Genomic DNA, 21,774 nt, shown 5'->3' with positions numbered 1-21,774 from the left:
AGGGCGGTTCATGAAGCGCTCCAGTTCAGGGCAAACAGGGTTTGCCCCGGTAATTCGAAACGTACGCGCCCGTTTTCGCAGGCAAACGGTATGTCGCGGCTGCGATTGTCAGCGCCGAAGAAACGCAGGGCGCTTTGGTTCAGCGGGCACTTGGCACCGCTCAGATCAACCCGTTGCAGGCGCGTGCCTTTGTTCACCCCGAGCAGTGCGCGCTGCTCGTCGCCGGCCATCGCCAGAACATCCACCTCAAAAGCGTCGTTATCCAGTCGCAGCACTTGCGGCAGCCAATGCCGGGCGATGAATTGCTGGGCAAGACCCACCGGTTTCAGCTCGAAGCGACCATCGTCATGTATGCGCACCATGCCCTTGCCGTAGGGCGGTTCGTCGGCGGCCTGAAACCAGTTGAGCATGCTCAGCAGGCCATCCTGAGAGGCGTTGATCACCACCGAGGCCCACCACAGCGCGGTGTAATGGGTTTCCTGATCGTAGGGGCTCAGGGCTGAGCCACTGGACAGATTGGTCTGGTCGAGCAGCAACGCTTTGCGTGGCTGACCTTTAGCGTCCAGCCCCACCAAGTCTGCTGCGCGGCGTACGCTATCGCGGTAAACCCGGGTCGCCAGCAAGTCGCGAATCATCCATTCATGCCAGGCCAAGGCATCGACCTGATCGGCGGATTCACTGAGTAGACGCCGCGCCCAATCGATGCCGCGCTTGTCCGCTGCGTTTTCGGTGAACGGTCCGTTGACCAGCCGTGAACTGGCCGGCATTGCGATGCGCACGCCGGCCTTGGCGTTGGCCGGGTCGCTGCGCACCTGCCGCGCCATGCTGTTGAAGATCGCCCGGTATTGTTCGTAGCTTGAATAGTTGAGATTAGGCTCGTCGGCGAACCCGATGTAATGCGTGCCTTTGCCACCCAGGGCGCGAGTGCCGGCGAGCCAGGCGTCGAGGCCGCTGTTGCTTTGTCCATCGGCGCGCAGATCGGCTTGACGCCCGGTGCCGGCGAGCAGGGTGATGTCCTGGCGAATGCCGAAGCGATTTTGATAAAGCTGACGGAACGCGTCTTCGAAATGCGGATTCTTCGCGGTGACGTCAACGAAGCTGTAGTAACTCGCTGCCCCAGGCCTCAGCGCATCAAGTAAAGCATGGCTGGCGGGTGGCGGCACGAGGTACGGCAGAGCAATGCCCAGATCCGGCGTGCGGCCGATAATTTTGTCGTGCAGGGTCAAATGCGTTTGCCCCGGATCTTCGCGCAAGGGCTGCAACTGCTGCGGATTTTGCGCAAACAGATTGGCCGTGCCGTCGAGCCAGAATGCTGCTTTGCCCCTACCTTGCAGAAGCAGGCGCCAGACCTGCGGTTGTTCGCTGACGGGCAGCGCAACTTGATCGAACTGCCAATAGGCACGATAGGGTTTCAGTGCCAATGACAGTTGCTGTCCATCGCCAACCCGCTGTGCCTGCAAACCGCTGACGCCGCCATGGAACTTGCCGGCCAGCACCGCGTGTTCGCCGGGTGCGACTCTGAAATACAGCTCAGTGGCGTTACGTACTTCCGCGCTGAAATGCACCTTGGCCGGGGCAAACAGCGCCACGGTTTTTTCGTCATGTTCGATCCGGTAACCGCGGAAGCTGTAGCCGGGAATCTCCAGTTGATAACTCGCAGCGCCAGGTGCCAGCGGCCAGCTCTGGCTGCCACGGGTTTCATTGGCCTTGATCAACCGTTCGCCCTGCAACTTGCCCTGACCGTCGAGCAGGTAAAGATGCTCTTCGTTAGCCTCGGCCTGCCACGCCGGCACCCAGCTGACGGTCACGGTGTCCGCGCGATCAGCCTGCAGATACAAACTGCCGTCGCGGATATCGCCCCAGCGCATCGACGCCGCGTAGGCGTCCAGCGTCAGGCCGAGTCCGAACAGCAGGGCAAGGCGTTTCATGCTGTCTTCCGACGTTGCAGCATCAACCACATCGGGGTGATGTCGCTGGGCAGGATGATCAAGGTTTGCCAGAACGGCACGTTGCTCAAGCGGCAATAAAGCACCAGCATCGCCACCGTCACCGCCAGATAGGCGATTGATGAAGCCCCCGCTGCACCGACAATGCCGAAGGCAGGGATCAACAGCAGATTCAGCGCCAGGTTGAACAGAGCGCCGATGCCCATCAGCAACGACACCGTGCCCGGGCGATCCTTGCCAATCAGATCCAGGCGCAGAATGCTCGCATAGCACAGGCCCAGCAGACCGGGCAGCAACGCGAGCAGCGCCGGATACGCCGGTTGATACGCCGCACCGAACAGCGTGACGATCAACCATTCGCCGATCACTGCCATGGTGATGCAGGCGCCGAGCATCACCGTGGCGGTCAGGCGCAGCGCCAGCGGAGTGACCTTGTCCATGCCTTTGTCCTGTTGCAGCAGTCGCTTCATCAGCGGTGTGGTGACCGCCTCCGGAACGATCAGCAACAGTTCGGCGGCGGCGCTGGCCATGGCGTAGTGGCCGAGCGCGGTACTGCCCAGCAGGGCGCCGATAAACAAGTAGTCGGAGCGCAGAATGATCTGTTGAAACAGCAGGTCCGGATGGCTGCGCGCACTGAATCGCAGCAGCTCGTTCTGGCTCGCACGGTCCCATTGCAGTTGCAGCGGCTGCGCGCGTTTTAGCCACATCCAGCCGACCAGCACCACCAGACTGATGCCGGCCAGCCAACTGATCAGCGCGGCTTCGAGTGCTGCCTCTTTCCACATCCAGAACAGCGCAACAAACAACAGCAGCGGCGCCAGGGATTCGATCAGCCGCAGAACATTGAAGGCGACCACACCACCCGACGCGTTGTGCAAGGTCAGCAAGCCGCTCTTAAGGACGGTCAACGGCACCGCCAGCAGCAACAGCCACGCCAACAGACCAAGCTGCATCGTCACATCCAGTTCGCTGCCGAACTCACGGGCCAACGCGACCACCAGCAAGGTCAGCAGTCCGGCCAGAACACAGCCGAACACCAACACCTGAGCGAGCAACAAGCCCATCGGCCGCTGATTGGCCGCTTGATAACCGACTGCCGAATTCAAACCGCCGCTGGTAGCCGCGCTGATCAGATCCGGCAGGGTGCTGAGCAGGGCGAACAAACCGCGTTCACTCGGGCCGAGAATCCGCGCCAGCAACACATTGCGCAGCAGGCGCAAGGCAATCATTGCCAGTTTGGTGCCCATGCTCAGGGCCAGATGCTTGAGGTAGCTGCCGCGACTCATGGCCGTGCCCCGCGATAAATGCGCCACGACAACAACGCCGGATTGCACGCGATGCGCTGACTGACGCCGAAGCGCGGCAGGTTCAGCGGGTCGCCTGCGCCGCGATAAATGCCGGTGCCGGTGCCGAGGGCGAACGGATAATCGTGATTGGCGATCTGCTCGCGCACGCGTTCATCGTTGTCGCCGTTGGGGTAGCAATACACCGGCAGTGGGCGGTTGCAGCCGTTGTACAAGGCATCGCGGCTGCGGCTGATTTCTTCGTTCAGGCGCTGATCATCAAGGCCGGTGAGGATGGCGTGGCTGGCACCGTGCGGGCCAAAGCGCACCAGACCGGAAGCCTCCAGCGCGCGCACTTGATGCCAGTCCAGCGCTTGCGGCTGTGATTCGGCTGGGCACTCATCGGTGAGTTTTTCCAGTTCCTGCGGGTCAAGCGTCTTCAACCCTTGGAGGAAATGCAGCAGCGCCAGGCTGCGGCGGTCGACATCGATGTCATCGAGCATTACCGGCAATGGGTGATGCATGAACTGCAGGCTCTCGATCAAGTGCATCCGCGCTTTTTCACCGTGGCTGCCCCACAGGGTTTCGCCAAGGCTTTCCCACCAGAAACGCTGACGGCTGCCGATGAAATCGGTGGAGAGGAAAATGCTCGCCGGCACCTGATGTTTCTGCAGCAGGGGGAAGGCGTTGACGGCGTTGTCGCGCCAGCCGTCATCAAAGGTCAGCGCCACCCGTGGGCGCTCGCTGCGCAGCGAATTGGGCTGGAGGATTTCCATCAGCGGCACGCAATCGAAATGCCGACGCAGCCACAGCAGTAAATGCTCGAAGGCCTTGGGCCCGACGCACAGTTCATTGCGGTGCGGGAGGTTGGCGGCACGGTCGTTGGCCAGCACCCGGTGCAGCATCAGAATGACCCCGGCACCGTGCAACTGGTTGCGCCCCACTGACGAGTTGAGATAAAGCCAGCCGCTGGTGCGTTTTAGCAGTTGTTTGATCGCCATGGCATGAGTCCTCTCAACGATTCTGGTCAGGATTCCACTGTGCGTAGCGTTGCCCGCGCAGGAACTGCCACAGACCGACGCTCATGCCGGCCAGCGTCACCAGCAGGAATGCTGCGAGGCGGAACGGTTTGGGTAAACGGTGTTGCGAATCCAGCAGGCCGGCGATGGCCACCGCGTAGCCGAGCAATTGCGCCACCAGGCTCAGGCGATAGAAACCGTGCTCGTTCCACAGCCAGAAATTGCTCAGCAGCAGCGGCAGCAAGAGAATCGGCGCGAGGCGGCGGATCAGTTTGTGGCTGATCAAGGCGATGGAATAAAGGCCGTACTTGAACGGGTTCAGCAGGGCGCTGCGTTGCGCCAGGCTTTGCAGGCCACCGACCGTGACCCGCTGGCGGCGGCGCCATTGCTTGCCCGCTTCGTCGACGCCCTGGTCGATCACTTGCGCCTGGGGGACGTAAACAATGCGTTTGTGCGCGACCGGCGCGCAGGTACTGATGAAGAAGTCGTCGTTGACCTCGGCCGGTACGTTCTGGAACAGCTCGCGGCGCAAGGCGAGCAGGGCGCCGTCGGCGGAGACCATGCAGCCGGTGCGATTCTCGACCCGGCGCAACCAGCCTTCGTAATGCCGATAGAGGCTGTCGCCAATACTCAGGCCGCCACCGGTGACCGGGATCACCATGTGCCCGGCGCAGGCACCGACCTGCGGATCGCTCAACGGCGCGAGCAAATGGCCGAGGGTGTCGCGCGACCATTGGTTGTCGGCGTCGGTGAACACCAGAATGTCGCCGCTGCTCACGGCGACGCCGGCATTCAGTGTGGCGGCCTTGCCCTGGCGCGGCAGGTCGAGGACGGTGATGCGCGGATCGATCACTTTGTGCGCGCAGGCCACAGTGTCATCGCTCGAACCGTCGCTGGCGAGAATGATCTGCAGCGTGGCAGGCTGATAATCCTGGGCCAGCAGGGTGCGCAACTTGTGCTCGATGTGTCGCGCCTCGTTGTGCGCGGCGATGACGATGCTGACGTTCAGCGGCGGTGCCGGCGCGTGCCGCCAGGCCGGGAACAGTGGCGCCAGCAAGGTCAGCAGCAGCGGATAGCCAATGTAGGCGTACGCCGGCAGCACAAGGCACAGGCAAAAAATGAATTCAGCCACGGGCGGGCCTCCTGGCGTTCCAATGACACAGACTGAGAACAAGTGCCGCGCTGGGCAGGTGCAGGCGTAACCAGTGCAGACCCCACAGTTGCACGGTGAGGCGAGCATTGTGGTGCTTGATACTCTGTCGCACGCTGAGCGCCAGACTCGGCAGCAGGGTCAGCACCAGCAGGATCATCGCGAGCTGCGCGAGGCCGGCGAGCAAGGCAACGATCAGTAAAAAATCCGTCATCCAGACCAGCAAGGACAGCAGCGGAAAACGCAGCAGGCGCAGGCTCATGCCATGGGTGCGCAGCAACTGCAGGTGGCTGCCCTGGCGCCACAGCTCCTTGCCCATCCACTCGCGCCAGTTCATTTCGTAGCCCCAATGCAGGGCGATGCTGTGACTGGTCGACAGCAGCCGAGCGCCCTGCGTGCTCAGACGCAAGGTGTATTCCTTGTCTTCGCCGGTGCGCAGGGTTTCGTTGAATCCGCCGACGACGTCAAACCACCGTTTGCGCATCAACAGGTTGGCGCTGGGCAGCCAGTCCACGGTGCGACTGGCGTGCGCTGATGGACGCAACATGCGCCGTTGCCAGGCGGTCGCGTACCACGGCGCGGCGGCGGGGGTGTGCAGATCCAAGCCAAAAATGTCGCCCTGATTCTGCGCTTCGAGAGCGAACAATTCGCTCAGCCAGTCTTCGGGCATTTCGATATCGGCATCAATGAACGCCAGCCATTCACCGCTGGCAACCGTTGCGCCACGATTGCGCAAGGCGCCGATCAGCAGGCCGGGGAGCACCAGCACCTGTGCGCCGAAGGCGCGAGCGATCTGTGGCCCGTCATCAGTGGAACCGTTGTCGACGACGATCAGTTCACAGTCGATGTCGGCGGCGTTCGCGGCTTTGCGAGCGGCCAGAAGGGTGCGGCCGATGTGCCGTGCCTCGTTGTACATCGGAATGACGATGCTGATCCGGCTCATGCTCTGGCCTCCGTCAGCGGCGCTTGCTCGGCTTTCAGGCGCAGCACCCAGGTCAGTGCAAGCATGATCCACAGGTATTTGAGGTTCGGCGCGCTGAGAAACATCAGGAACAACGTCAACGACAGAAAACTCATGCCCAGATGGGTCATCAGGTCGGCGTGCTGCCACTCGCGCCGTTGCAGCCATTCGCGTCGTGCGCGGATCAGGTTGTAGAAACCCTGCACGAGCATGCCGACAAACAGCAGGCCGGCGGGAATCCCCAATTCGCTGAAAATCTCCAGATAAGTGTTATGCGCCCGGCGATACAGGTCGCCGATCTTGCGGTTGGCCGAGAATGCCTTGGCATAACCGGTGGTCGCATAGTGCAACGGGAAGGTCCCGGGGCCGGAGCCGAGCAGCGGATGTTCGCGGATGATCTGGCTGCCGACGACAATGTACGAGGCGCGACGGCCGAGGGATTCATCCTGAGCCTTGGCCCCGGCGCTCAAGATACTCAGCGACTGGATGCGCGCCAGGTAACCGGCAGGCATCGCATACATCGCCAATGGCAGCACGATGGCCGCGCCGAGCATGGCGAATCCGAAATGCCGGGGGCGGATGCGGTTGAGGTGCTGGCGGTAATGCCAGACCCCGATCGCCAGACTCAAGGCCAGTACCACCAAGCCCGAGCGCGACTCCGTTTTGGTCATGCCGCCGAGCAGCAAAAGACAGCAGCCCGCCCAGAACAGACGGTGGAGCAGATTCGGGCCGCGAATCACCAACAGCAGGCCCAGCGGCACGGCGAAGGCAATCAGCAGAGCAAAGGCATTCGGGTCTTCGAGCAGGCCGGCGGCGCGGCCCTTGTCCTGGAATCGGCTGGAAAACATCGCCATCGCGCAGGTGGCGCTGACGCTGAGCGTGACCAGCCGGGCGAACAGATCGAGGTTCAGCTCGCGGCCGACCAACAAGGTGATCACGAACAGAATCAGGCCCACGCTCAGTTCACGCAGATGACTCTGTGACATGCCCATGTTGTCGGTGGCGAGCAGGCTCAGCAGGTACAGCGCCATGAAGCCGATCAGGTAGCGCCACAGATTGCTGCGCAGGCGCTGCGATGGAATCTGATGCAATGCCAGTTGCAACGCCAGGATCAGCGCCAGCGAAGCACCGATCAATTTGCTCCCGGATAACGCGCTGTCCTTGAAGAACCCTTCAAACGGCACCAGCGCGGCAATGCCCAGCAGGCCCCACGACGGTTTGCGGTACAGCACCGTGAAACCCAGCAGCCCCAACACCGCCCCCGGCGCCAGATACGGATAAGGACTGACCAGCAAAGCCATGCAGACCAGTGCCAGCAGGCTGACGATCGAGAGCGGGAAAATCATGCGCGTGCCTCCGGTGCCGTGTGGATGTACAGCTGCGACCAGCGTTCAGCCAAAGCCTTGAGGTCGTAGCGTTCCTGTTGTGTGCGTCTGGCGTTGTCGCGTAGTTGTGCGGCCAGCTTCGGTTCGGCCAGCAACGTGTCGAGCTGACGGGCGAGGGCGGCGGTATCGGTCGGTGCGGCGAGCAGGCCGTTGTGGCGGTCCTGCAAGACATCGGGAATGCCACCGATCGCGAACGCCACCACCGGCACACCGGCCTGCATCGCTTCGAGCAGAATCATCGGCGTACCCTCGGTGCGCGAGCTGATCACCAGCGCATCGAGTTGCTGCCACCAGCCTTGCATCGCCGTCTGATAGCCCGGCAAGCGAATCCGCTGTGGTAAACCGGCAGCGTCGATACGCGCCTGCAAGGCCTCACGTTCCGGACCGTCACCGAGCATCACGGCGTCCAGTTGCGGATGCTGGTGACACAACGCAATCAGCGCATCGAGAAACAGATCCGGGCCTTTCTCGCTGCTCAACCGACCGACGTAACCGACCAGCCAGCGTTGTCGTTCCAGTGCCGGCGGCAGCGCAGGCGCCGCTGGCAAACCGTTGGGAATCACCTGCAACTTCTCGGCACGGACGCCGGCCTGACGGTGCAGCACAGCGATGCTTTGCGCGACGCAGACCACCCGCTTCACCGAGGCCGTGCGGCACAGTTGCAGGCTTAGCCAGGTGTAGAACTTCTGCTTGCGACTGCGCGGGGTGAAACCGTGCTGAGTGATCACCAGCGGCAGGCGCAACACAGTGGCGCCGAACCAGCCGAACAGTAGCCCTTTGAAGTTGTGCGTGTTGAGCAACGGCTTGTCACTACGGCGCTGATGCAAGTGCCACAGCAGTCCGCCGAGCCCGGCACAGGCGCGAGCGTCCACCCCGGCCTCGCGAAAGCGCTCGATCAGCTCTGGTGGCGCATCGAGGAACAGCACCTGGTGCTGCCCCGGCGTCGCCAGGCAATGATCCAGCAACATCCGCTCGGCTCCGTAGAAGCCGCCGCTGCTGAGCAAATGAATGATCGGCAGGGCGACGCACGGGGTAGACGCCGCGTTCAATTGCGCACCCAGTGAACCAGGCTCGGCACGGTCCAGTTCTTGTGCGGATTGCCCGGCTGCGATGTTTCTTCGTTGAGCACCAACAGCACCGGCAGGCCCAGTTCATGGCTGATTTGCGCAGGATGCTTGAAGCGGTGATCGAAGAACTCACGTACATAGACGAAGGCAATGGCCAGCAGCAGACCGGTGAGCAGACCAAACGGAATGATCAGCATCGGTTTCGGAAACGCCGCCTCGGTCGGTTCATACGGCGGGCTCAAGACACGGGCGTTGGACAAGTCGTTATCCAGCGCTCGCGTCGTGCTGCTTTCGGCAAAGCGTTGCGCATAGGTTGAGAACGCTGCATGCAATGCGCCGATCTCGGTGTCCATCTGGCGCAGCTTGCTTTGGGTCTGCTGCAATTGATGGATGCGATTCTTGAACTCGGCAATGCGCGCGGTTTTCTGCTCGATGACCTGGCTGACCACCGACAGGTCGATCGTGCGTTCCTGGATGCGGTTGTTGACCACTTTGAGGAACTGCTGGCGTGTCCGGGCAATCTGCTCGCGGGCCAGCAACATCGGTTCGCTGCTGGGCTGAAATATCGCGAGGTCGTTCATATAGCGGCTGACCTGAGTGGTCAGCGCCTCGCCCATCTGCCGGATCTCGCGATCCTCGAACGCGATGTTGTCCACCGTCGTCGTGAAGGTGAACGGAAAGGTGTAGTCATTGAGTTTGTTGGTGTTGGCGGTGGCCAGGCTGGTTTTCAGGTAATCGAGCCAGCGCTGGCTTTGCAGCAAGCGATCGCGATACAGGTTGAGTGCCTGCTCTTCGGTGTTGATCGCGTTGAGGCGAAAGGTGATTTCCTCTTTCGGATCGGACGAACCGACGCTTTCCAGCAGGCTCAGCCGCTCGCCTTCCAGACCGTCGAGGCGGACCTGATACTGAAGCTTCTTGGTCTCGTAGAACGAGTGCGGCAGCTCGATCGACTGCAACGCCTGACGATCGACCAGATAGTTGCGCAACAGCGTGGCAACGAACGTCGTGCCCTGGGCGGGATCGGGGAAGCTGTAGACGATCGAGATGACATTGGAACCCGGCAGGGTTTCGATCTTCAGATTGTCGATGGCCTCCTGGGTCAAGCCGTCCAGTGCCGTGTCGCGCACCGGATCGGTTTCCATGCCCAGTGCATCACGCAGCGGATTGATCACGTATTCGCGCAGCGGCGTGCTGACATAACGCTTGAACGGTTCGGCCAGTTTGCTGAGCATCCCCGGCGGCGGGTTGTACTGACCCTGGTCGCGCAGTTCGCTGATGGTCTGACGAATCAGTGCCGGCGAACGGAGGATGTTGCTTTCGGTTTCCATGTCCGCCAGCGATGGCGGAATGAAGGTGGCGTTGTCCTGGGTCAGCGAGGTGGTCGCATCGCCCTGAGACAGTTTTTTCGACTGCACGATCACCTGCGCGGTGATATCGAAGCTCTGTTTGAGCAACAGCGGCAGCAACAGCGCGATCACTGCAAAGATCAGGAAGATGCGCTTCACCAGTTGCTTGTTGGCGAAGAAAATCCTGAAGAACTCGTGCAGGTAATTTTCTTTTGGGTTCATGTCGTTCACCTGAGAGTCAGTTGTCACTGCCTTTGTTGTCGACGCGGTAGCCGAAGCTGAACCCCACGCCCTGGAACAGCACCACATCGGCCAGTTGGCGGGCGAGTTCGCCGGCGCTGGCCAGTTTGGTTTTCGGTACGTAGAGCATGTCGTCCGGTTGCAGGTAGGCGATCTGTGGCGCATCGCCCGACAGCGCTTTCTCGACGTCGTAGTTCATGGCCTGCACCTGATTGCCGTTGCGCCGCATGATCACCACCGAATCGAGACGCGCCTTGACATTGGTACCGCGTGCCAGGGTCAGCGCCTCAAGCACCGACACCGGCCGGCGGATCGGGTACGAGCCCGGCTGAGCGACTTCGCCGAGCACGTAGATCTCGTTGCCGGCGGTGGATTTCAGCAGCACATCCACCGTCATCCGTCCCGGCAGTTGCGCGTATTTGCTGTTGAGGAAGGTTTCCAGTTGATTGACCGTCATGCCTTGCAGCGGCACGGCGCCTATTTCCGGAAAACTCGCATAGCCATCGGTGCCGACGGTGATTTCGCGGCTCATGCCGGTGGCCGGGTGGTTAAGCGCGCTTTTGAGGTTTTGCTCGTTGCTCAGCGGGCTGAGAATCTGCACCGAGAGTTGATTGCGGTTGGGCTGGAACAACTGCTTGCGTTGATAGGCGCGCTGGATTTCCTGCCGCGCCTCGTCGCTGGTCAGCCCGGCAATTTTCACCGAGGTGTTGGCGCCCGGCAGTTCGATGGTGCCGTCAGGCAGCACCAGTTGCGTGCCGTTGAGCTGACTGGCGGCGGTGAAGTTCAGGCCGATCTGGTCACCCGACTGCACGCGATAAGCGTCCGAGCCGCTGGTACTGATGTGGAAAATCACATCCAGCACGTCTTTCGGGCGCAGGGTCTGCTCGACCCTCGGCATGTCGGTGGCTTGCGCATTGGCCGGTGTGGCGGTGAGGATATTCACCGGCATGTTGCGGGTGTCGGAATTGCTGGAGCAGCCTGCAAGCGGCAGCAACAGCAGGACAAGCATTTTGGCGTTCATGGCGTCATCCTTTGCGTTCGCTTACAGGTTTTTGTAAAGCCATTTGGGCATGTAGTACTTGCGCCGGTTGAACACGCTACCGACCACTTTTGCCCCGGCCTGAGTCAGGCGTTGCACGGCGGCTTGCGCGACTTCCCAGCGGGTGTCTTCGGCGCGTACGACAAGCACCACGCCATCGACTTGCGTGCTGATGACCAGCGTGTCGGCGTCGGAGTACACCGCGTCGCCATCGATCACCACAAAGCGATACTGGCTGCCCAATTGATCAAGCAACGGGCTCAGACGCTCGGCGGTCAGGTGCTCCAGGGTGCGGATCGGCCGGCCATTGGGCAGCACGTGGAACGGCAGGCTCGAGACCTGCACCACGCAGTCCTGCAACAGCGGCGGTTTGTCGGGGTTGAACAGCAAGTCGCGCAGGCCGCGCTCCTTGCTCAGGTTCAACTGCTGGGTGAGATTGTTTGCCGACTGACTGGCATCGACCAGCAGCACTTGGCCGCTGCTCATTTGCGCCAGTTGGCTGGCCAGCGCCAGCGCACTGGTGGTGGTGCCTGAGCCGGGGTTGGCGGCGGTCAGGAACAGGATCCGCAGATCGAGATCCAGCACGGTCGAGGTCAGGTTCGATTCGCTGGGGGTGGCGATGCTCAGGCTTTTGTTGGTTGAACCGTCCATTAGCTTGCTCCGTGGCCGCTGAATACTTTGAAGGGGGTTTTCAACAGAATCTTCAGATCAAGCAGAAGGCTCTGCTCGGCGATGTAGCTGAGGTCCAACTCAACGCGCTGGTCGAAGTCGATATTGCTGCGTCCGGAGATCTGCCACAGGCCGGTCATGCCGGGGTAGATCGCCAGACGCGCGAGGTGATTGTCCTTGTAGCGATAGGCGTTGAACGAGGTCGGACGCGGGCCGACCAGGCGCATGTCGCCGGTCACTACATTGATCAGGTTGGGCAGTTCATCAAGGCTGGTGCGCCGCAGGAAACCGCCGATGCGGGTGATGCGCGGGTCGTGGTCGATCTTGAAATCGATGGCGTCGGCACCGTGCTTGTTGAGGTGACGCAGTGACTCTTTCAACTCTTCGGCGTTGGCGACCATGGTGCGGAATTTGTACATGCCGAATTTGCGCCCGCGATAACCGGTGCGTTTCTGCACGAACATCACCGGGCCTTCGCTGGTGAATTTGATGGTCAGCGCCAGACCAATCAACAACGGCGAAATCAGCAGCAGAATCATCAGCGCACCGAGGCAAGCGACCACGCGATTGGTGCGTGACAGTTGCCATGGGCGACCGCCGTCGCGGCCCGTGAACCAGCCGCGACCCTGGCGATGAATCGCCGCGTCGAGCCGCATTCGGTGCTCGGGATCCACGCGCTTGTCGCGGCGCATTTCTAGGATCGGTACACCTTTCTCATGTCCAGTCATGGAGTCCTCCACAGTAATTCAGCCGCGAACGGCGCGTGGGCGATAGGCAGTGGGGTAGTAGTCGCGGAACCAGGCGATAAAGCGTCCGAGTCCCTCATCCAGCTCTATCCGGGGCTGAAATCCGGTGGCCTGGGCCAGATCGCTGGCCTCGGCGCAAGTGTTGAGCACGTCGCCCGGTTGCAGCGGCAGCAACTCGACAATGGCGGTCTGACCGAGGTGCTTTTCCAGCAGCGCCAGATAGGTTTTCAGCTCGACCGGGTGCTGCCCGCCGATATTGAACAGGCGCCACGGCGCCATGCTGCTGGCCGGGTCGGGCTGCTCGCGATCCCACTGCGGATTGACCTGCGGTGGCTGCTTGATGAGGCGGGCGATGCTTTCGATGATGTCGTCGATGTAGGTGAAGTCGCGCTGGTGCTCGCCGTAGTTGAACAGCTTCAGCGGCGTGCCTTCGCTGATCGCCCGGGCGAACTGGATCGGCGACATGTCTGGCCGGCCCCACGGCCCGTACACGGTAAAAAAACGCAGGCCGGTGCAGGGAATGCCGAACAGGTGGCTGTAACTGTGCGCCATCAGTTCATTGGCTTTCTTGGTCGCGGCGTACAGCGACAACGGGTGATTGACGCCGTCCTGCACCGAGTAAGGTGTGTGCTGGTTGGCGCCGTAGACTGAACTCGACGACGCGTAGATCAGGTGCTCGACCGGGTGATGCCGGCAGCTTTCCAGAATGTTCAGAAAACCGTTGAGATTGCTGTCCAGATACGCACGTGGATTTTCCAGCGAGTAACGCACCCCGGCCTGCGCCGCGAGGTGAATCACCACTTGCGGACGTTCACGGACAAACAGTGCTTCGATGGCCGAGGCATCGGCCAGGTCAACCGTCGCGAGCTGGAAATCGCCGGCCTGCTCACGCACCCACTGCACGCGGTCGTGCTTGAGCTGCGGGTCGTAGTAGCCGTTGAAATTGTCCAGACCGACCACTGAATGCCCGTCGCGCAGCAGCCGCAGTACGCAATGGGCACCAATGAAACCGGCCGCACCGGTGACCAAGACCTTCATGGCCGTAGTCCTTCAGGGGCAATGTGGCGCAAGCCGATGCCGCTGTAATGCAGGCCGGCGGCCGCCACTTGTTCCGGGTTGTACAGATTGCGGCCGTCGATGATTACCTTCGAGCGCAGCTTTTCGGCGAGCAACTCGAAATCGACCACACGGAAGTTTTTCCACTCGGTGCAGATCACCAGTGCGTCGGCGTCTTCCAGGGTGTCGTCGCGGGTCGCGCACAGGTGCAAATCGTTACGGTAACCGTAAATGCGCCGGCATTCGGACATGGCCTCCGGGTCGTAGGCTTGCACGCTGGCACCTTCGGCCCACAGCGCATCCATCAGATAACGGCTCGGGGCTTCGCGCATGTCATCGGTGTTTGGCTTGAATGCCAGGCCCCAGATCGCGATCGATTTACCCGCCAGGCCCTGCGGGAACTGTGCTTTGAGTTTGCTGAAGAGGATGTGCCGCTGCAGGTCGTTGACGTCGGTGACGCTGCGCAGCAATTTCAGCGGCATGCCGTTGTGTTCGGCGGTGTGCAGCAGGGCGCGCAGGTCTTTGGGAAAGCACGAGCCACCGAAGCCGCAGCCCGGATAGATGAAGTGGTAGCCGATGCGCGGATCAGAGCCGATGCCTTTGCGCACCGCTTCGATGTCGGCGCCAAGCAATTCGGTGAGATTGGCCAGCTCATTCATGAAGCTGATGCGCGTGGCAAGCATGGCGTTGGCCGCGTACTTGGTCAGCTCGGCGCTGCGGTTGTCCATGAACATCAGTTTTTCGCGGTTGCGGCAGAACGGTGCGTACAACTCGCTCATCTGCTCGCGGGCTACATCGTCACGGGTGCCGACGATGATCCGATCCGGGCGCATGCAGTCGGCGAGGGCGCTACCTTCCTTGAGGAATTCCGGGTTGGACACCACGCGCACTGTCAGGCTGCTCTTGTCGCGGCGTTGCAGTTCGCTGTTGGCGGCGGCCAGCACCTGATCCGCCGTGCCGACCGGCACCGTCGATTTGATGATCAATGTGCGATCGGCCTCCATGTACGAGGCGATTTGCCGGGCAACGTTGAGCACGTGACTGAGGTCGGCAGAGCCATCCTCATCGGCCGGGGTGCCGACGGCGATGAAAATCAACTCGGCATGCTCGACCGCGTCGCTGGCCTGAGTACTGAACAACAGACGGCCGGCCTTGATGTTTTCCTCAAGCGTGCTCGATAAACCTGGCTCGCTAATGGGCGGCACTGCTTGTTGCAGTTGTTTAATTTTGTTTGGGTCAATGTCCACGCATAAAACGCGATGACCGACATCTGCAAGTGCGGCGGCTTGTATAAGTCCGACATAGCCAGTGCCAAATACGCTCACGTCCATCTGCGCACCTCAATAACACCAAAAGTTAACTACGGAATGAGATAGTTAAAGGGGTATAGCGCAGCGTTTGAAAAGCGTGTCAGCAAAATGACATGTTGCATCTGTATAACACTTGAGCATTTTTTGGCGATTGGCCATCAAGTCATTGCTGCGATTGAATTTGTTGCTTTTGTGCAGATTTGTTCAGATTTAAAATATGCGATAAACGGTCGTAGGCCGCTAATTTAAAGGCTTGTAGCGTCTCGGTTGTGTCAGATTTGAGTCACCGTTTTTTTGACGCTTTCTACAGAAAACAGTCAATTCTTGCGCTTTGATGGCTGGGTGCTAGTGTCAGGTTCTGACTGACAAACCTTTGACTCCCTGCCGTTTTGCCCGATCGGTATCGCCATGTTCAGATATGCCAAAGAATTGTTCTTAATTGTTTATTTGTTGATTTATTCCGAATATTACATTGATCGGTTAAATGCTATCGGCCTCGGTTTTGCTGTACTTCTTTTTGGCGCGATGTTTTTGGCGCTTACTTTTGCGTTATATCTAATGGCGTATATAAGGCAGGCTCTCATTCGCCACGTGTTCGCATTGGCAATGTTTGTCTCGGCAGTGTTTTTCGATGTCTATACCCGGGTCACGGCGGATTACCTGACCTACAGCGGTTTCGTCTCATTGGTTTACTCCGGCGGTTTCATCCAGGAGGCGGCGTACCAGTACCGGGACGCGCTCCTGCGTGGCATGCTCAGCGGTTTGCTGTTGCTACTCGGCATCGGTCTGAAGCCCCGCCATGGTCTGGCGATTCCCAACGCGCTGCGTGTGGCGGCGCCGTTGTGCGGCGTGTTGCTGCTCAGTGCCGTGCTGTTCTTGCGTGCGGGAGAGGGCGCTCGTGGCTTGCCGATCATGTACACGCCGCTGGCCTATCTGAACCTGTTTGCCTATGAAGCGCTGCACAACACCGTCGGCCCGCGTGAACCGGTGACCCTGGCGCGCACCTCGCAAGCGGTCGGCCATGACATCGTGCTGATCATCGACGAAAGCATCTCCGGCAATTATCTGGATATCAACGCGCCGTTCGGTGTGCACAGCAATCTCAAGCAGGCGCACCCCGGCGTCGACATCTTCAATTACGGCTACGCCGCGTCCATTGCCAATTGCAGCGCCGACACCAACGTGACCCTGCGTTACGGCGGCACCCGCGCCGATTACATGCGCATCAACACCACGCTGCCGTCGATCTGGCAGTACGCCAAGAAGGCTGGGCTGCGCACCGTGTACATCGACGCCCAGCGCACCGCCGGCAATCTGCAGAATCTGATGACCGATACCGAAAAGAAGGACATCGACCAGTTCGTGCAATTCGACCAGACCAGCGTGCGCGATCGCGACATGGCGGCAGCGGCGAAGCTCATCGAATTGCTCAACGATGACAAGCCGGAGCTGGTGGTGATCAACAAGGTCGGCGCGCACTTCCCGGTGCATGACAAATATCCGGATGCGTTCATGGCTTACCGCCCGACCTTGCCGCGCGGGCAGTTCACCGAGGTGGCCGATACCGGCGAGCGCAACGGTTTCAATGGCCAGCCGGATGACTGGGTGCTGTACCGCAATGCCTACAAGAACACCGTGTTGTGGAATGTCGGCGAGTTTTTTGCGCGGGTGTTCGCCGAGGCCAGTCTGAACAATGCGTTGCTGATCTATACCTCTGATCATGGCCAGGATCTGCATGAACGCGGTAATCCGGGCTTGAACACTCACTGCGGTGGCGACCCGGTGGAGGAGGAAGGATTGGTGCCGTTGGTGGTGATTCAGGGCCGCGATCTGAAAACGCTGGACTGGTCGGCGCAATTGGCGGCGAACAAGGATCGTTCCAGCCACTACAACATTTTTCCGACCCTGCTGCAGTTGATGGGCTACGACCTGGCGGGGATCGAGGCTGTTTATGGCAAGCCACTGAGTGTCGCGACGGCGGATGAGTTCACCTTCAACTACCGCTTCAACGCGCGGTTGGGGGCCAAGCCTGAGTGGAAGCACATTGATCTGGGCAGCATTGTCACGCCGTCGCAGGCGCCGGCGAGTGTGGCGGCGGGGCAGTAAGTTTTGAGTTGGCTGGGCTGACGCTTTCGCGAGCAGGCTCGCTCCCACCTCTGTAATGCGATCAACCTGTGGGAGCGAGCCTGCTCGCGAAGGGGCCATTTGCTTCAACGCAAGATTCAGGTCTGTCATCGCCATCCGCTATCCTTGCCCCACACTGACTGATCAGGTGGCGGCATGCTTCGTGTTGAAAACGTCTTCAAAAGCTATCTCACCCCGCAAGGTCCATTGCCGGTGCTGCAAGGTGTCGACCTGACGCTGGCATCCGGCAGCAGCCTGGCGTTGATGGGCGAATCCGGCAGTGGCAAAAGCACGTTGCTGCACCTCGTGGCCGGTCTCGACAAAGTCGACAGCGGCAGCATCCGCAGTGGCGAGCATCGATTGGAAGCGATGAACGAGGCGCAACTGGCGAATTGGCGGCGAACGGAAATCGGTCTGGTGTTCCAGCAGTTCAACCTGATCGGCAGTTTGCGCGTCGAAGACAATCTGGCGTTTCAGGCGCGTCTTGCCGGGCGCCATGAGCCGCGCTGGCAGGCGCATCTGGTGCAACGCTTAGGGCTGGGCGATTTGCTCAAGCGTTATCCCGAGCAACTTTCCGGTGGTCAGCAGCAGCGGGTCGCGTTGGGCCGGGCATTGGCGTCGCAGCCAAAATTGCTGCTGGCCGATGAACCCACCGGTAGCCTCGATGAAGCGACCAGTGATGAAGTCCTGCGGCTGTTGCTGGAATTGCTCGACGACACGCCGACCACGTTGTTAATGGTCACCCACAGCCAACGGGTCGCGGCGCGTCTGGCGCAGCGAGTGGTGTTGTCTAGTGGGCGGCTGACGTGATCGTTTTCCGTCAGACCCTGCGTGCTCTGCTCAGCCATTGGCGGCGCCATCCGGTGCAGTTTTTCAGTGTGCTGACCGGGTTGTGGCTGGCGACCAGTCTGCTCACCGGCGTCGAAGCGCTGAACAGTCAGGCGCGCGACAGTTACGCGCGGGCCAGCCAGTTGATCGGCGGCGAACCGCAGGCCAGTCTCGGTACGCCGAATGGCGCGACGTTCGCGCAGCAATGGTTCGTTGATCTGCGCCGACAGGGCTGGCCGGTGTCGCCAGTGTTGCAAGGTCGGGTGTTGCTCAAGGGCTTCGACAATCAGCGGCTGCAATTGATGGGCATCGAACCGGTGTCGCTGCCGGCCGATTCGGCGGTGGCCGGGCAGGCGCTGCCGATTGAGCGCGTTGTCGAGTTTTTCACGCCGCCGGGCAGTACGTGGATTTCACCGGATACCTTGCAGGCGCTGAATCTGCGCGAAGGTGACACGCCGCAAACGCTCAATGGCTTGAAACTGCCACCGCTGCTCGCGCAGAAGGAAATGGCGCCGGGCGTGTTGCTGGTGGACATCGGCGTCGCACAAACCCTGTTGGAACAGCCCGGGCAATTGTCGCGGCTGTTGCTGCCCAAGGATTTTCACGCCGAGTTGCCTGCCGTGTTCAAAGGTCAGTTGCAGCTAAAAAGCAGCGGTGAGGAAAACAATCTGGCGCGACTGACCGAGAGTTTTCACCTCAATCTCGATGCGTTGGGATTTCTCTCGTTCGTGGTCGGCTTGTTCATCGTCCACGCCGCGATTGGCCTGGCTCTTGAGCAACGGCGCGGTCTGCTGCGTACGCTGCGCGCCTGCGGGGTCAGCGCGCGGATGTTGATCTGTTGCTTGATCGTTGAGTTGGGGGTTCTTGCACTGATCGGCGGATTGTTCGGCGTGATCAGCGGCTATTGGCTGGCGAGTGTGTTGCTGCCGGACGTCGCCGCCAGCCTGCGCGGTTTGTACGGCGCAGAAGTGGCGGGGCAGTTGCGTCTGAGTTCTTGGTGGTGGTTCAGCGGCATCGGTTTGAGCCTGCTCGGCGCCTTGCTCGCCGGGGCCAACAGTCTGCTGCGCGCCGCCCGTTTGCCGTTGTTGGCCGTGGCGGATCCGCAAGCCTGGCATCAGCAATATGCGCGTTGGTTGCGTCGGCAGGGCTGGTTGGCGGCAGGGTTGGGTTTGATTGCGTTGGCGGCATTGATCTGGGGCGACAGTCTGGCTAGCGGTTTTGTCCTCATGGCCGGGTTGCTGATCGGCGCTGCATTGGCGCTGCCGGTGTTGCTCAGCGCGTTGTTGAATCAGTTGCTCGGGCGCAGTCGCTCGGTGCTGGGGCAGTGGTTTCTCGCCGATTGCCGTCAGCAATTGCCAGCACTGAGTCTGGCGCTGATGGCGTTGCTCCTGGCGCTTGCCGCCAACATCGGCGCGGGGAGCATGACCGCCGGTTTTCGCCAGACCTTCGATGACTGGCTCGAACAACGCCTTAGTGCCGAGCTGTATATCAATCCGAGCAATCCGGCGCAGTCGCGGGAAATGTACAGCTGGCTCAAGCAGCAGCCGAACGTCGCGGCAGTGCTGCCCAACTGGCAGGTCGCGGTGACATTGCAGGGCTGGCCGGCGGAGGTGTTCGGCATTATCGATCACGCGCATTATCGCCAGCATTGGCCGTTGCTCGATGTCAGTGGCAGCGACCCATGGGCGCATCTGGCCACCGACGATGCGGTGATGCTCAGCGAACAGCTGGCGCGTCGACTGAAGGTGCGCGCGGGTGATCGACTGACGATTCCTGCGCCGAATGGTGCGTGGTCGCCGCGCATCGTCGGCATCTACGCCGACTACGGCAATCCCAAGGGGCACTTGCTGGTCAACATCAACCACCTGCTGCGCGGCTGGCCGCAGTTGACGCCGAACCGGTTCAATCTGCGCATTGAGCCGCGGAACATTCCGCCGTTGTTGAATGGCTTGCAGGCGCGCTTTCAACTCGATGACAGCCGCATCGTCGATCAGGCGCGGCTCAAGGGCTGGTCGGTGCAGGTTTTCGAGCGGACCTTTGCGGCGACGGCGGCGTTGAACAGTCTGACCTTGGCGGTGGCGGGCGTGGCGCTGTTCATCAGCCTGCTGACGCAAAGTCAAAGTCGCCTCGGCCAACTCGCACCGCTTTGGGCGCTGGGCGTAACGCGGCGGCAATTGATGCTGCTCAATCTGGGACAGACGTGGTTGCTGGCGGTGCTGACGCTGGTGTTGGCGTTGCCACTGGGCATCGCGCTGGCGTGGTGCCTGGATGCGGTGATCAATGTCCAGGCGTTTGGCTGGCGGCTGCCATTGCGGGTGTTTCCGCTGCAATTGCTGCAATTGATGGGGCTGGCGTTGCTGGCGACGTTACTGGCTTCGGCATGGCCACTGTACTCGCTGTACCGCACGCAACCGGCGGACCTGCTGAGGACGTTTGCCCATGAGGATTAACTTCGTTGTGCTGATGGTTTTGTTGCTGCTCGGTGGTTGCGATCAATCGGCGCCTGAACAGGAAGGCTTCGCCGGGATGGGCGATCAGGCGTTGGCATTTACGCCGGTGGTGCCGGGGCGAGTGTTCAGTTTTCCGGCGGATCACGCTGCGCATGAGGGGTTTCGCATTGAGTGGTGGTACGTCACCGCCAATCTCAAGGATCAGCAGGGCAATGAATTCGGCTTGCAGTGGACGTTGTTTCGCAGTGCGCTGAAACCCGTGGCGGAGCAGGCGGGGTGGGGCAACCAGACGATCTGGCTGGGGCACGCGGCGGTTACTTCCAGCACGGTGCATCACGCTGCCGAACGTTACGCCCGAGGTGGAGTAGGGCAGGCCGGTGTGCTGCTGGCGCCGTTCGAGGCGTGGATTGATGATTGGCGATTCGCCAGTCAAGCGCAGGATCCGTTGAGCGACCTGCAACTCAGCGCTCGCGACAAGGATTTCGCCTATCAACTGCACCTCACGTCCAGTCGTCCGTTGGTGTTGCAGGGCGACAAGGGTTTCAGTCAGAAATCCGAAGAAGGTCAGGCGTCGTATTACTACAGTCAGCCGTTTTTTCAGGCCAGCGGAACGTTGCAGATTAACGGCCAGAGCTACACCGTCAGCGGCCCGGCGTGGCTTGATCGCGAATGGAGCAGCCAGCCGCTGACCGCCAATCAAACCGGTTGGGACTGGTTTTCCCTGCATCTGGACAGCGGCGAACACGTGATGCTGTACCGCATGCGCCAGAAGGACGGCGCGCCGTATCTCACCGGCACGTGGATAGCCGCCGATGGCCAGACGCAAACCCTGCGCAGTTCGCAGATTCAGCTCACCCCGCAAAAAACCTCTAAAGTAGCCGGCCGGGCGATGCCGGTGAAATGGTCGATCAAAATCCCCGACAAACACCTCGACATCAGCCTCGACGCGCTCAACCCCAACGCCTGGATGAACCTGCGCATCCCTTACTGGGAAGGCCCGGTGCACATCAGCGGCAGTCATTCCGGCCAGGGCTATCTGGAAATGACCGGGTACTGAAAGGTACCCACGAATCCCTGTAGGAGCTGCCGAAGGCTGCGATCTTTTGATCTTGTTTTTTAAAAGCAAAATCAAAAGATCGCAGCCTTCGGCAGCTC

The 21,774-nt window shown here is 60.8% G+C and carries 17 protein-coding genes; 4 read left to right on the top strand and 13 right to left on the bottom strand.

Going from position 1 to position 21,774, the window contains the following annotated elements; all coding sequences use genetic code 11:
• Nucleotides 1-8: 8 nt before the first annotated feature.
• The 13 genes from ACOYXE_RS11950 to ACOYXE_RS11890 are packed head-to-tail and all read right to left on the bottom strand — an operon-like array spanning nt 9 to nt 15,238.
• The gene (locus ACOYXE_RS11950; protein ID WP_460929374.1) at nt 9-1,928 is read right to left on the bottom strand and encodes a hypothetical protein; all 1,920 of its coding nucleotides are present in this window, start codon (nt 1,926-1,928) and stop codon (nt 9-11) included.
• On the bottom strand, nt 1,925-3,232 hold the full coding sequence (locus ACOYXE_RS11945) for an oligosaccharide flippase family protein (RefSeq protein ID WP_460929372.1): 1,308 nt from the start codon (nt 3,230-3,232) through the stop codon (nt 1,925-1,927). The genes ACOYXE_RS11950 and ACOYXE_RS11945 overlap by 4 nt, the downstream gene beginning before the upstream one ends.
• A complete protein-coding gene (locus tag ACOYXE_RS11940; protein ID WP_460929370.1) occupies nt 3,229-4,230 on the bottom strand; it encodes a polysaccharide deacetylase family protein in 1,002 nt (333 codons plus the stop codon). Before ACOYXE_RS11940 ends, ACOYXE_RS11945 begins: the two co-directional genes overlap by 4 nt.
• 13 nt (nt 4,231-4,243) lie before the next feature.
• Nucleotides 4,244-5,380, bottom strand: a complete 1,137-nt coding sequence (locus tag ACOYXE_RS11935) for a glycosyltransferase (protein ID WP_095047547.1) — start codon at nt 5,378-5,380, stop codon at nt 4,244-4,246.
• Nucleotides 5,373-6,341, bottom strand: a complete 969-nt coding sequence (locus ACOYXE_RS11930; RefSeq protein WP_460929368.1) for a glycosyltransferase — start codon at nt 6,339-6,341, stop codon at nt 5,373-5,375. Before ACOYXE_RS11930 ends, ACOYXE_RS11935 begins: the two co-directional genes overlap by 8 nt.
• Nucleotides 6,338-7,705: an O-antigen ligase family protein gene (locus ACOYXE_RS11925; RefSeq protein ID WP_405124165.1), complete on the bottom strand. Its 1,368-nt coding sequence runs from the start codon at nt 7,703-7,705 to the stop codon at nt 6,338-6,340. The genes ACOYXE_RS11930 and ACOYXE_RS11925 overlap by 4 nt, the downstream gene beginning before the upstream one ends.
• On the bottom strand, nt 7,702-8,793 hold the full coding sequence (locus ACOYXE_RS11920) for a glycosyltransferase family 4 protein (protein ID WP_160057250.1): 1,092 nt from the start codon (nt 8,791-8,793) through the stop codon (nt 7,702-7,704). The genes ACOYXE_RS11925 and ACOYXE_RS11920 overlap by 4 nt, the downstream gene beginning before the upstream one ends.
• Nucleotides 8,790-10,379, bottom strand: a complete 1,590-nt coding sequence (locus ACOYXE_RS11915) for a GumC family protein (protein WP_122600406.1) — start codon at nt 10,377-10,379, stop codon at nt 8,790-8,792. Before ACOYXE_RS11915 ends, ACOYXE_RS11920 begins: the two co-directional genes overlap by 4 nt.
• A 16-nt stretch (nt 10,380-10,395) precedes the next feature.
• Nucleotides 10,396-11,418: a polysaccharide biosynthesis/export family protein gene (locus tag ACOYXE_RS11910; RefSeq protein WP_038369600.1), complete on the bottom strand. Its 1,023-nt coding sequence runs from the start codon at nt 11,416-11,418 to the stop codon at nt 10,396-10,398.
• A 21-nt stretch (nt 11,419-11,439) separates the two neighbouring features.
• Entirely contained in the window at nt 11,440-12,087 is a 648-nt protein-coding gene (locus ACOYXE_RS11905; protein ID WP_137217211.1) for a CpsD/CapB family tyrosine-protein kinase, read from the bottom strand.
• On the bottom strand, nt 12,087-12,833 hold the full coding sequence (locus tag ACOYXE_RS11900) for a sugar transferase (RefSeq protein WP_122854624.1): 747 nt from the start codon (nt 12,831-12,833) through the stop codon (nt 12,087-12,089). The genes ACOYXE_RS11905 and ACOYXE_RS11900 overlap by 1 nt, the downstream gene beginning before the upstream one ends.
• A gap of 18 nt (nt 12,834-12,851) precedes the next feature.
• Complete coding sequence (locus ACOYXE_RS11895; RefSeq protein WP_460929364.1) at nt 12,852-13,889, bottom strand: NAD-dependent epimerase; 1,038 nt, start codon at nt 13,887-13,889, stop codon at nt 12,852-12,854.
• Complete coding sequence (locus ACOYXE_RS11890) at nt 13,886-15,238, bottom strand: UDP-glucose dehydrogenase family protein (RefSeq protein ID WP_160057252.1); 1,353 nt, start codon at nt 15,236-15,238, stop codon at nt 13,886-13,888. Before ACOYXE_RS11890 ends, ACOYXE_RS11895 begins: the two co-directional genes overlap by 4 nt.
• 387 nt (nt 15,239-15,625) lie before the next feature.
• Between ACOYXE_RS11890 and ACOYXE_RS11885 the strand changes: the two genes are divergently transcribed.
• The 4 genes from ACOYXE_RS11885 (at nt 15,626) to ACOYXE_RS11870 (ending at nt 21,676) form a co-directional block, all read left to right on the top strand.
• Nucleotides 15,626-17,323 carry a sulfatase-like hydrolase/transferase gene (locus ACOYXE_RS11885; protein WP_160057253.1) on the top strand — a complete coding sequence of 566 codons (1,698 nt, stop codon included), beginning with the start codon at nt 15,626-15,628 and terminating at the stop codon, nt 17,321-17,323.
• A gap of 174 nt (nt 17,324-17,497) precedes the next feature.
• The gene (locus ACOYXE_RS11880) at nt 17,498-18,151 is read left to right on the top strand and encodes an ABC transporter ATP-binding protein (RefSeq protein WP_160057254.1); all 654 of its coding nucleotides are present in this window, start codon (nt 17,498-17,500) and stop codon (nt 18,149-18,151) included.
• Nucleotides 18,148-20,619: an ABC transporter permease gene (locus ACOYXE_RS11875; protein ID WP_460929361.1), complete on the top strand. Its 2,472-nt coding sequence runs from the start codon at nt 18,148-18,150 to the stop codon at nt 20,617-20,619. The genes ACOYXE_RS11880 and ACOYXE_RS11875 overlap by 4 nt, the downstream gene beginning before the upstream one ends.
• Entirely contained in the window at nt 20,609-21,676 is a 1,068-nt protein-coding gene (locus tag ACOYXE_RS11870; RefSeq protein ID WP_460929359.1) for a lipocalin-like domain-containing protein, read from the top strand. The genes ACOYXE_RS11875 and ACOYXE_RS11870 overlap by 11 nt, the downstream gene beginning before the upstream one ends.
• Nucleotides 21,677-21,774 lie beyond the last annotated feature (98 nt).

Source organism: Pseudomonas sp. MC6 (assembly GCF_054790575.1).
This window is presented reverse-complemented; position numbering and strand designations above follow the sequence as displayed.

Excerpts from the sequence above, each read along its gene's own strand:
- ACOYXE_RS11950 (WP_460929374.1), bottom strand. The coding sequence starts at position 1,928 with ATGAAACGCCTTGCCCTGCTGTTCGGACTCGGCCTGACGCTGGACGCC.
- ACOYXE_RS11945 (WP_460929372.1), bottom strand. The coding sequence starts at position 3,232 with ATGAGTCGCGGCAGCTACCTCAAGCATCTGGCCCTGAGCATGGGCACC.
- ACOYXE_RS11940 (WP_460929370.1), bottom strand. The coding sequence starts at position 4,230 with ATGGCGATCAAACAACTGCTAAAACGCACCAGCGGCTGGCTTTATCTC.
- ACOYXE_RS11930 (WP_460929368.1), bottom strand. The coding sequence starts at position 6,341 with ATGAGCCGGATCAGCATCGTCATTCCGATGTACAACGAGGCACGGCAC.
- ACOYXE_RS11925 (WP_405124165.1), bottom strand. The coding sequence starts at position 7,705 with ATGATTTTCCCGCTCTCGATCGTCAGCCTGCTGGCACTGGTCTGCATG.
- ACOYXE_RS11915 (WP_122600406.1), bottom strand. The coding sequence starts at position 10,379 with ATGAACCCAAAAGAAAATTACCTGCACGAGTTCTTCAGGATTTTCTTC.
- ACOYXE_RS11910 (WP_038369600.1), bottom strand. The coding sequence starts at position 11,418 with ATGAACGCCAAAATGCTTGTCCTGCTGTTGCTGCCGCTTGCAGGCTGC.
- ACOYXE_RS11905 (WP_137217211.1), bottom strand. The coding sequence starts at position 12,087 with ATGGACGGTTCAACCAACAAAAGCCTGAGCATCGCCACCCCCAGCGAA.
- ACOYXE_RS11900 (WP_122854624.1), bottom strand. The coding sequence starts at position 12,833 with ATGACTGGACATGAGAAAGGTGTACCGATCCTAGAAATGCGCCGCGAC.
- ACOYXE_RS11895 (WP_460929364.1), bottom strand. The coding sequence starts at position 13,889 with ATGAAGGTCTTGGTCACCGGTGCGGCCGGTTTCATTGGTGCCCATTGC.
- ACOYXE_RS11890 (WP_160057252.1), bottom strand. The coding sequence starts at position 15,238 with ATGGACGTGAGCGTATTTGGCACTGGCTATGTCGGACTTATACAAGCC.
- ACOYXE_RS11885 (WP_160057253.1), top strand. The coding sequence starts at position 15,626 with ATGTTCAGATATGCCAAAGAATTGTTCTTAATTGTTTATTTGTTGATT.
- ACOYXE_RS11880 (WP_160057254.1), top strand. The coding sequence starts at position 17,498 with ATGCTTCGTGTTGAAAACGTCTTCAAAAGCTATCTCACCCCGCAAGGT.
- ACOYXE_RS11870 (WP_460929359.1), top strand. The coding sequence starts at position 20,609 with ATGAGGATTAACTTCGTTGTGCTGATGGTTTTGTTGCTGCTCGGTGGT.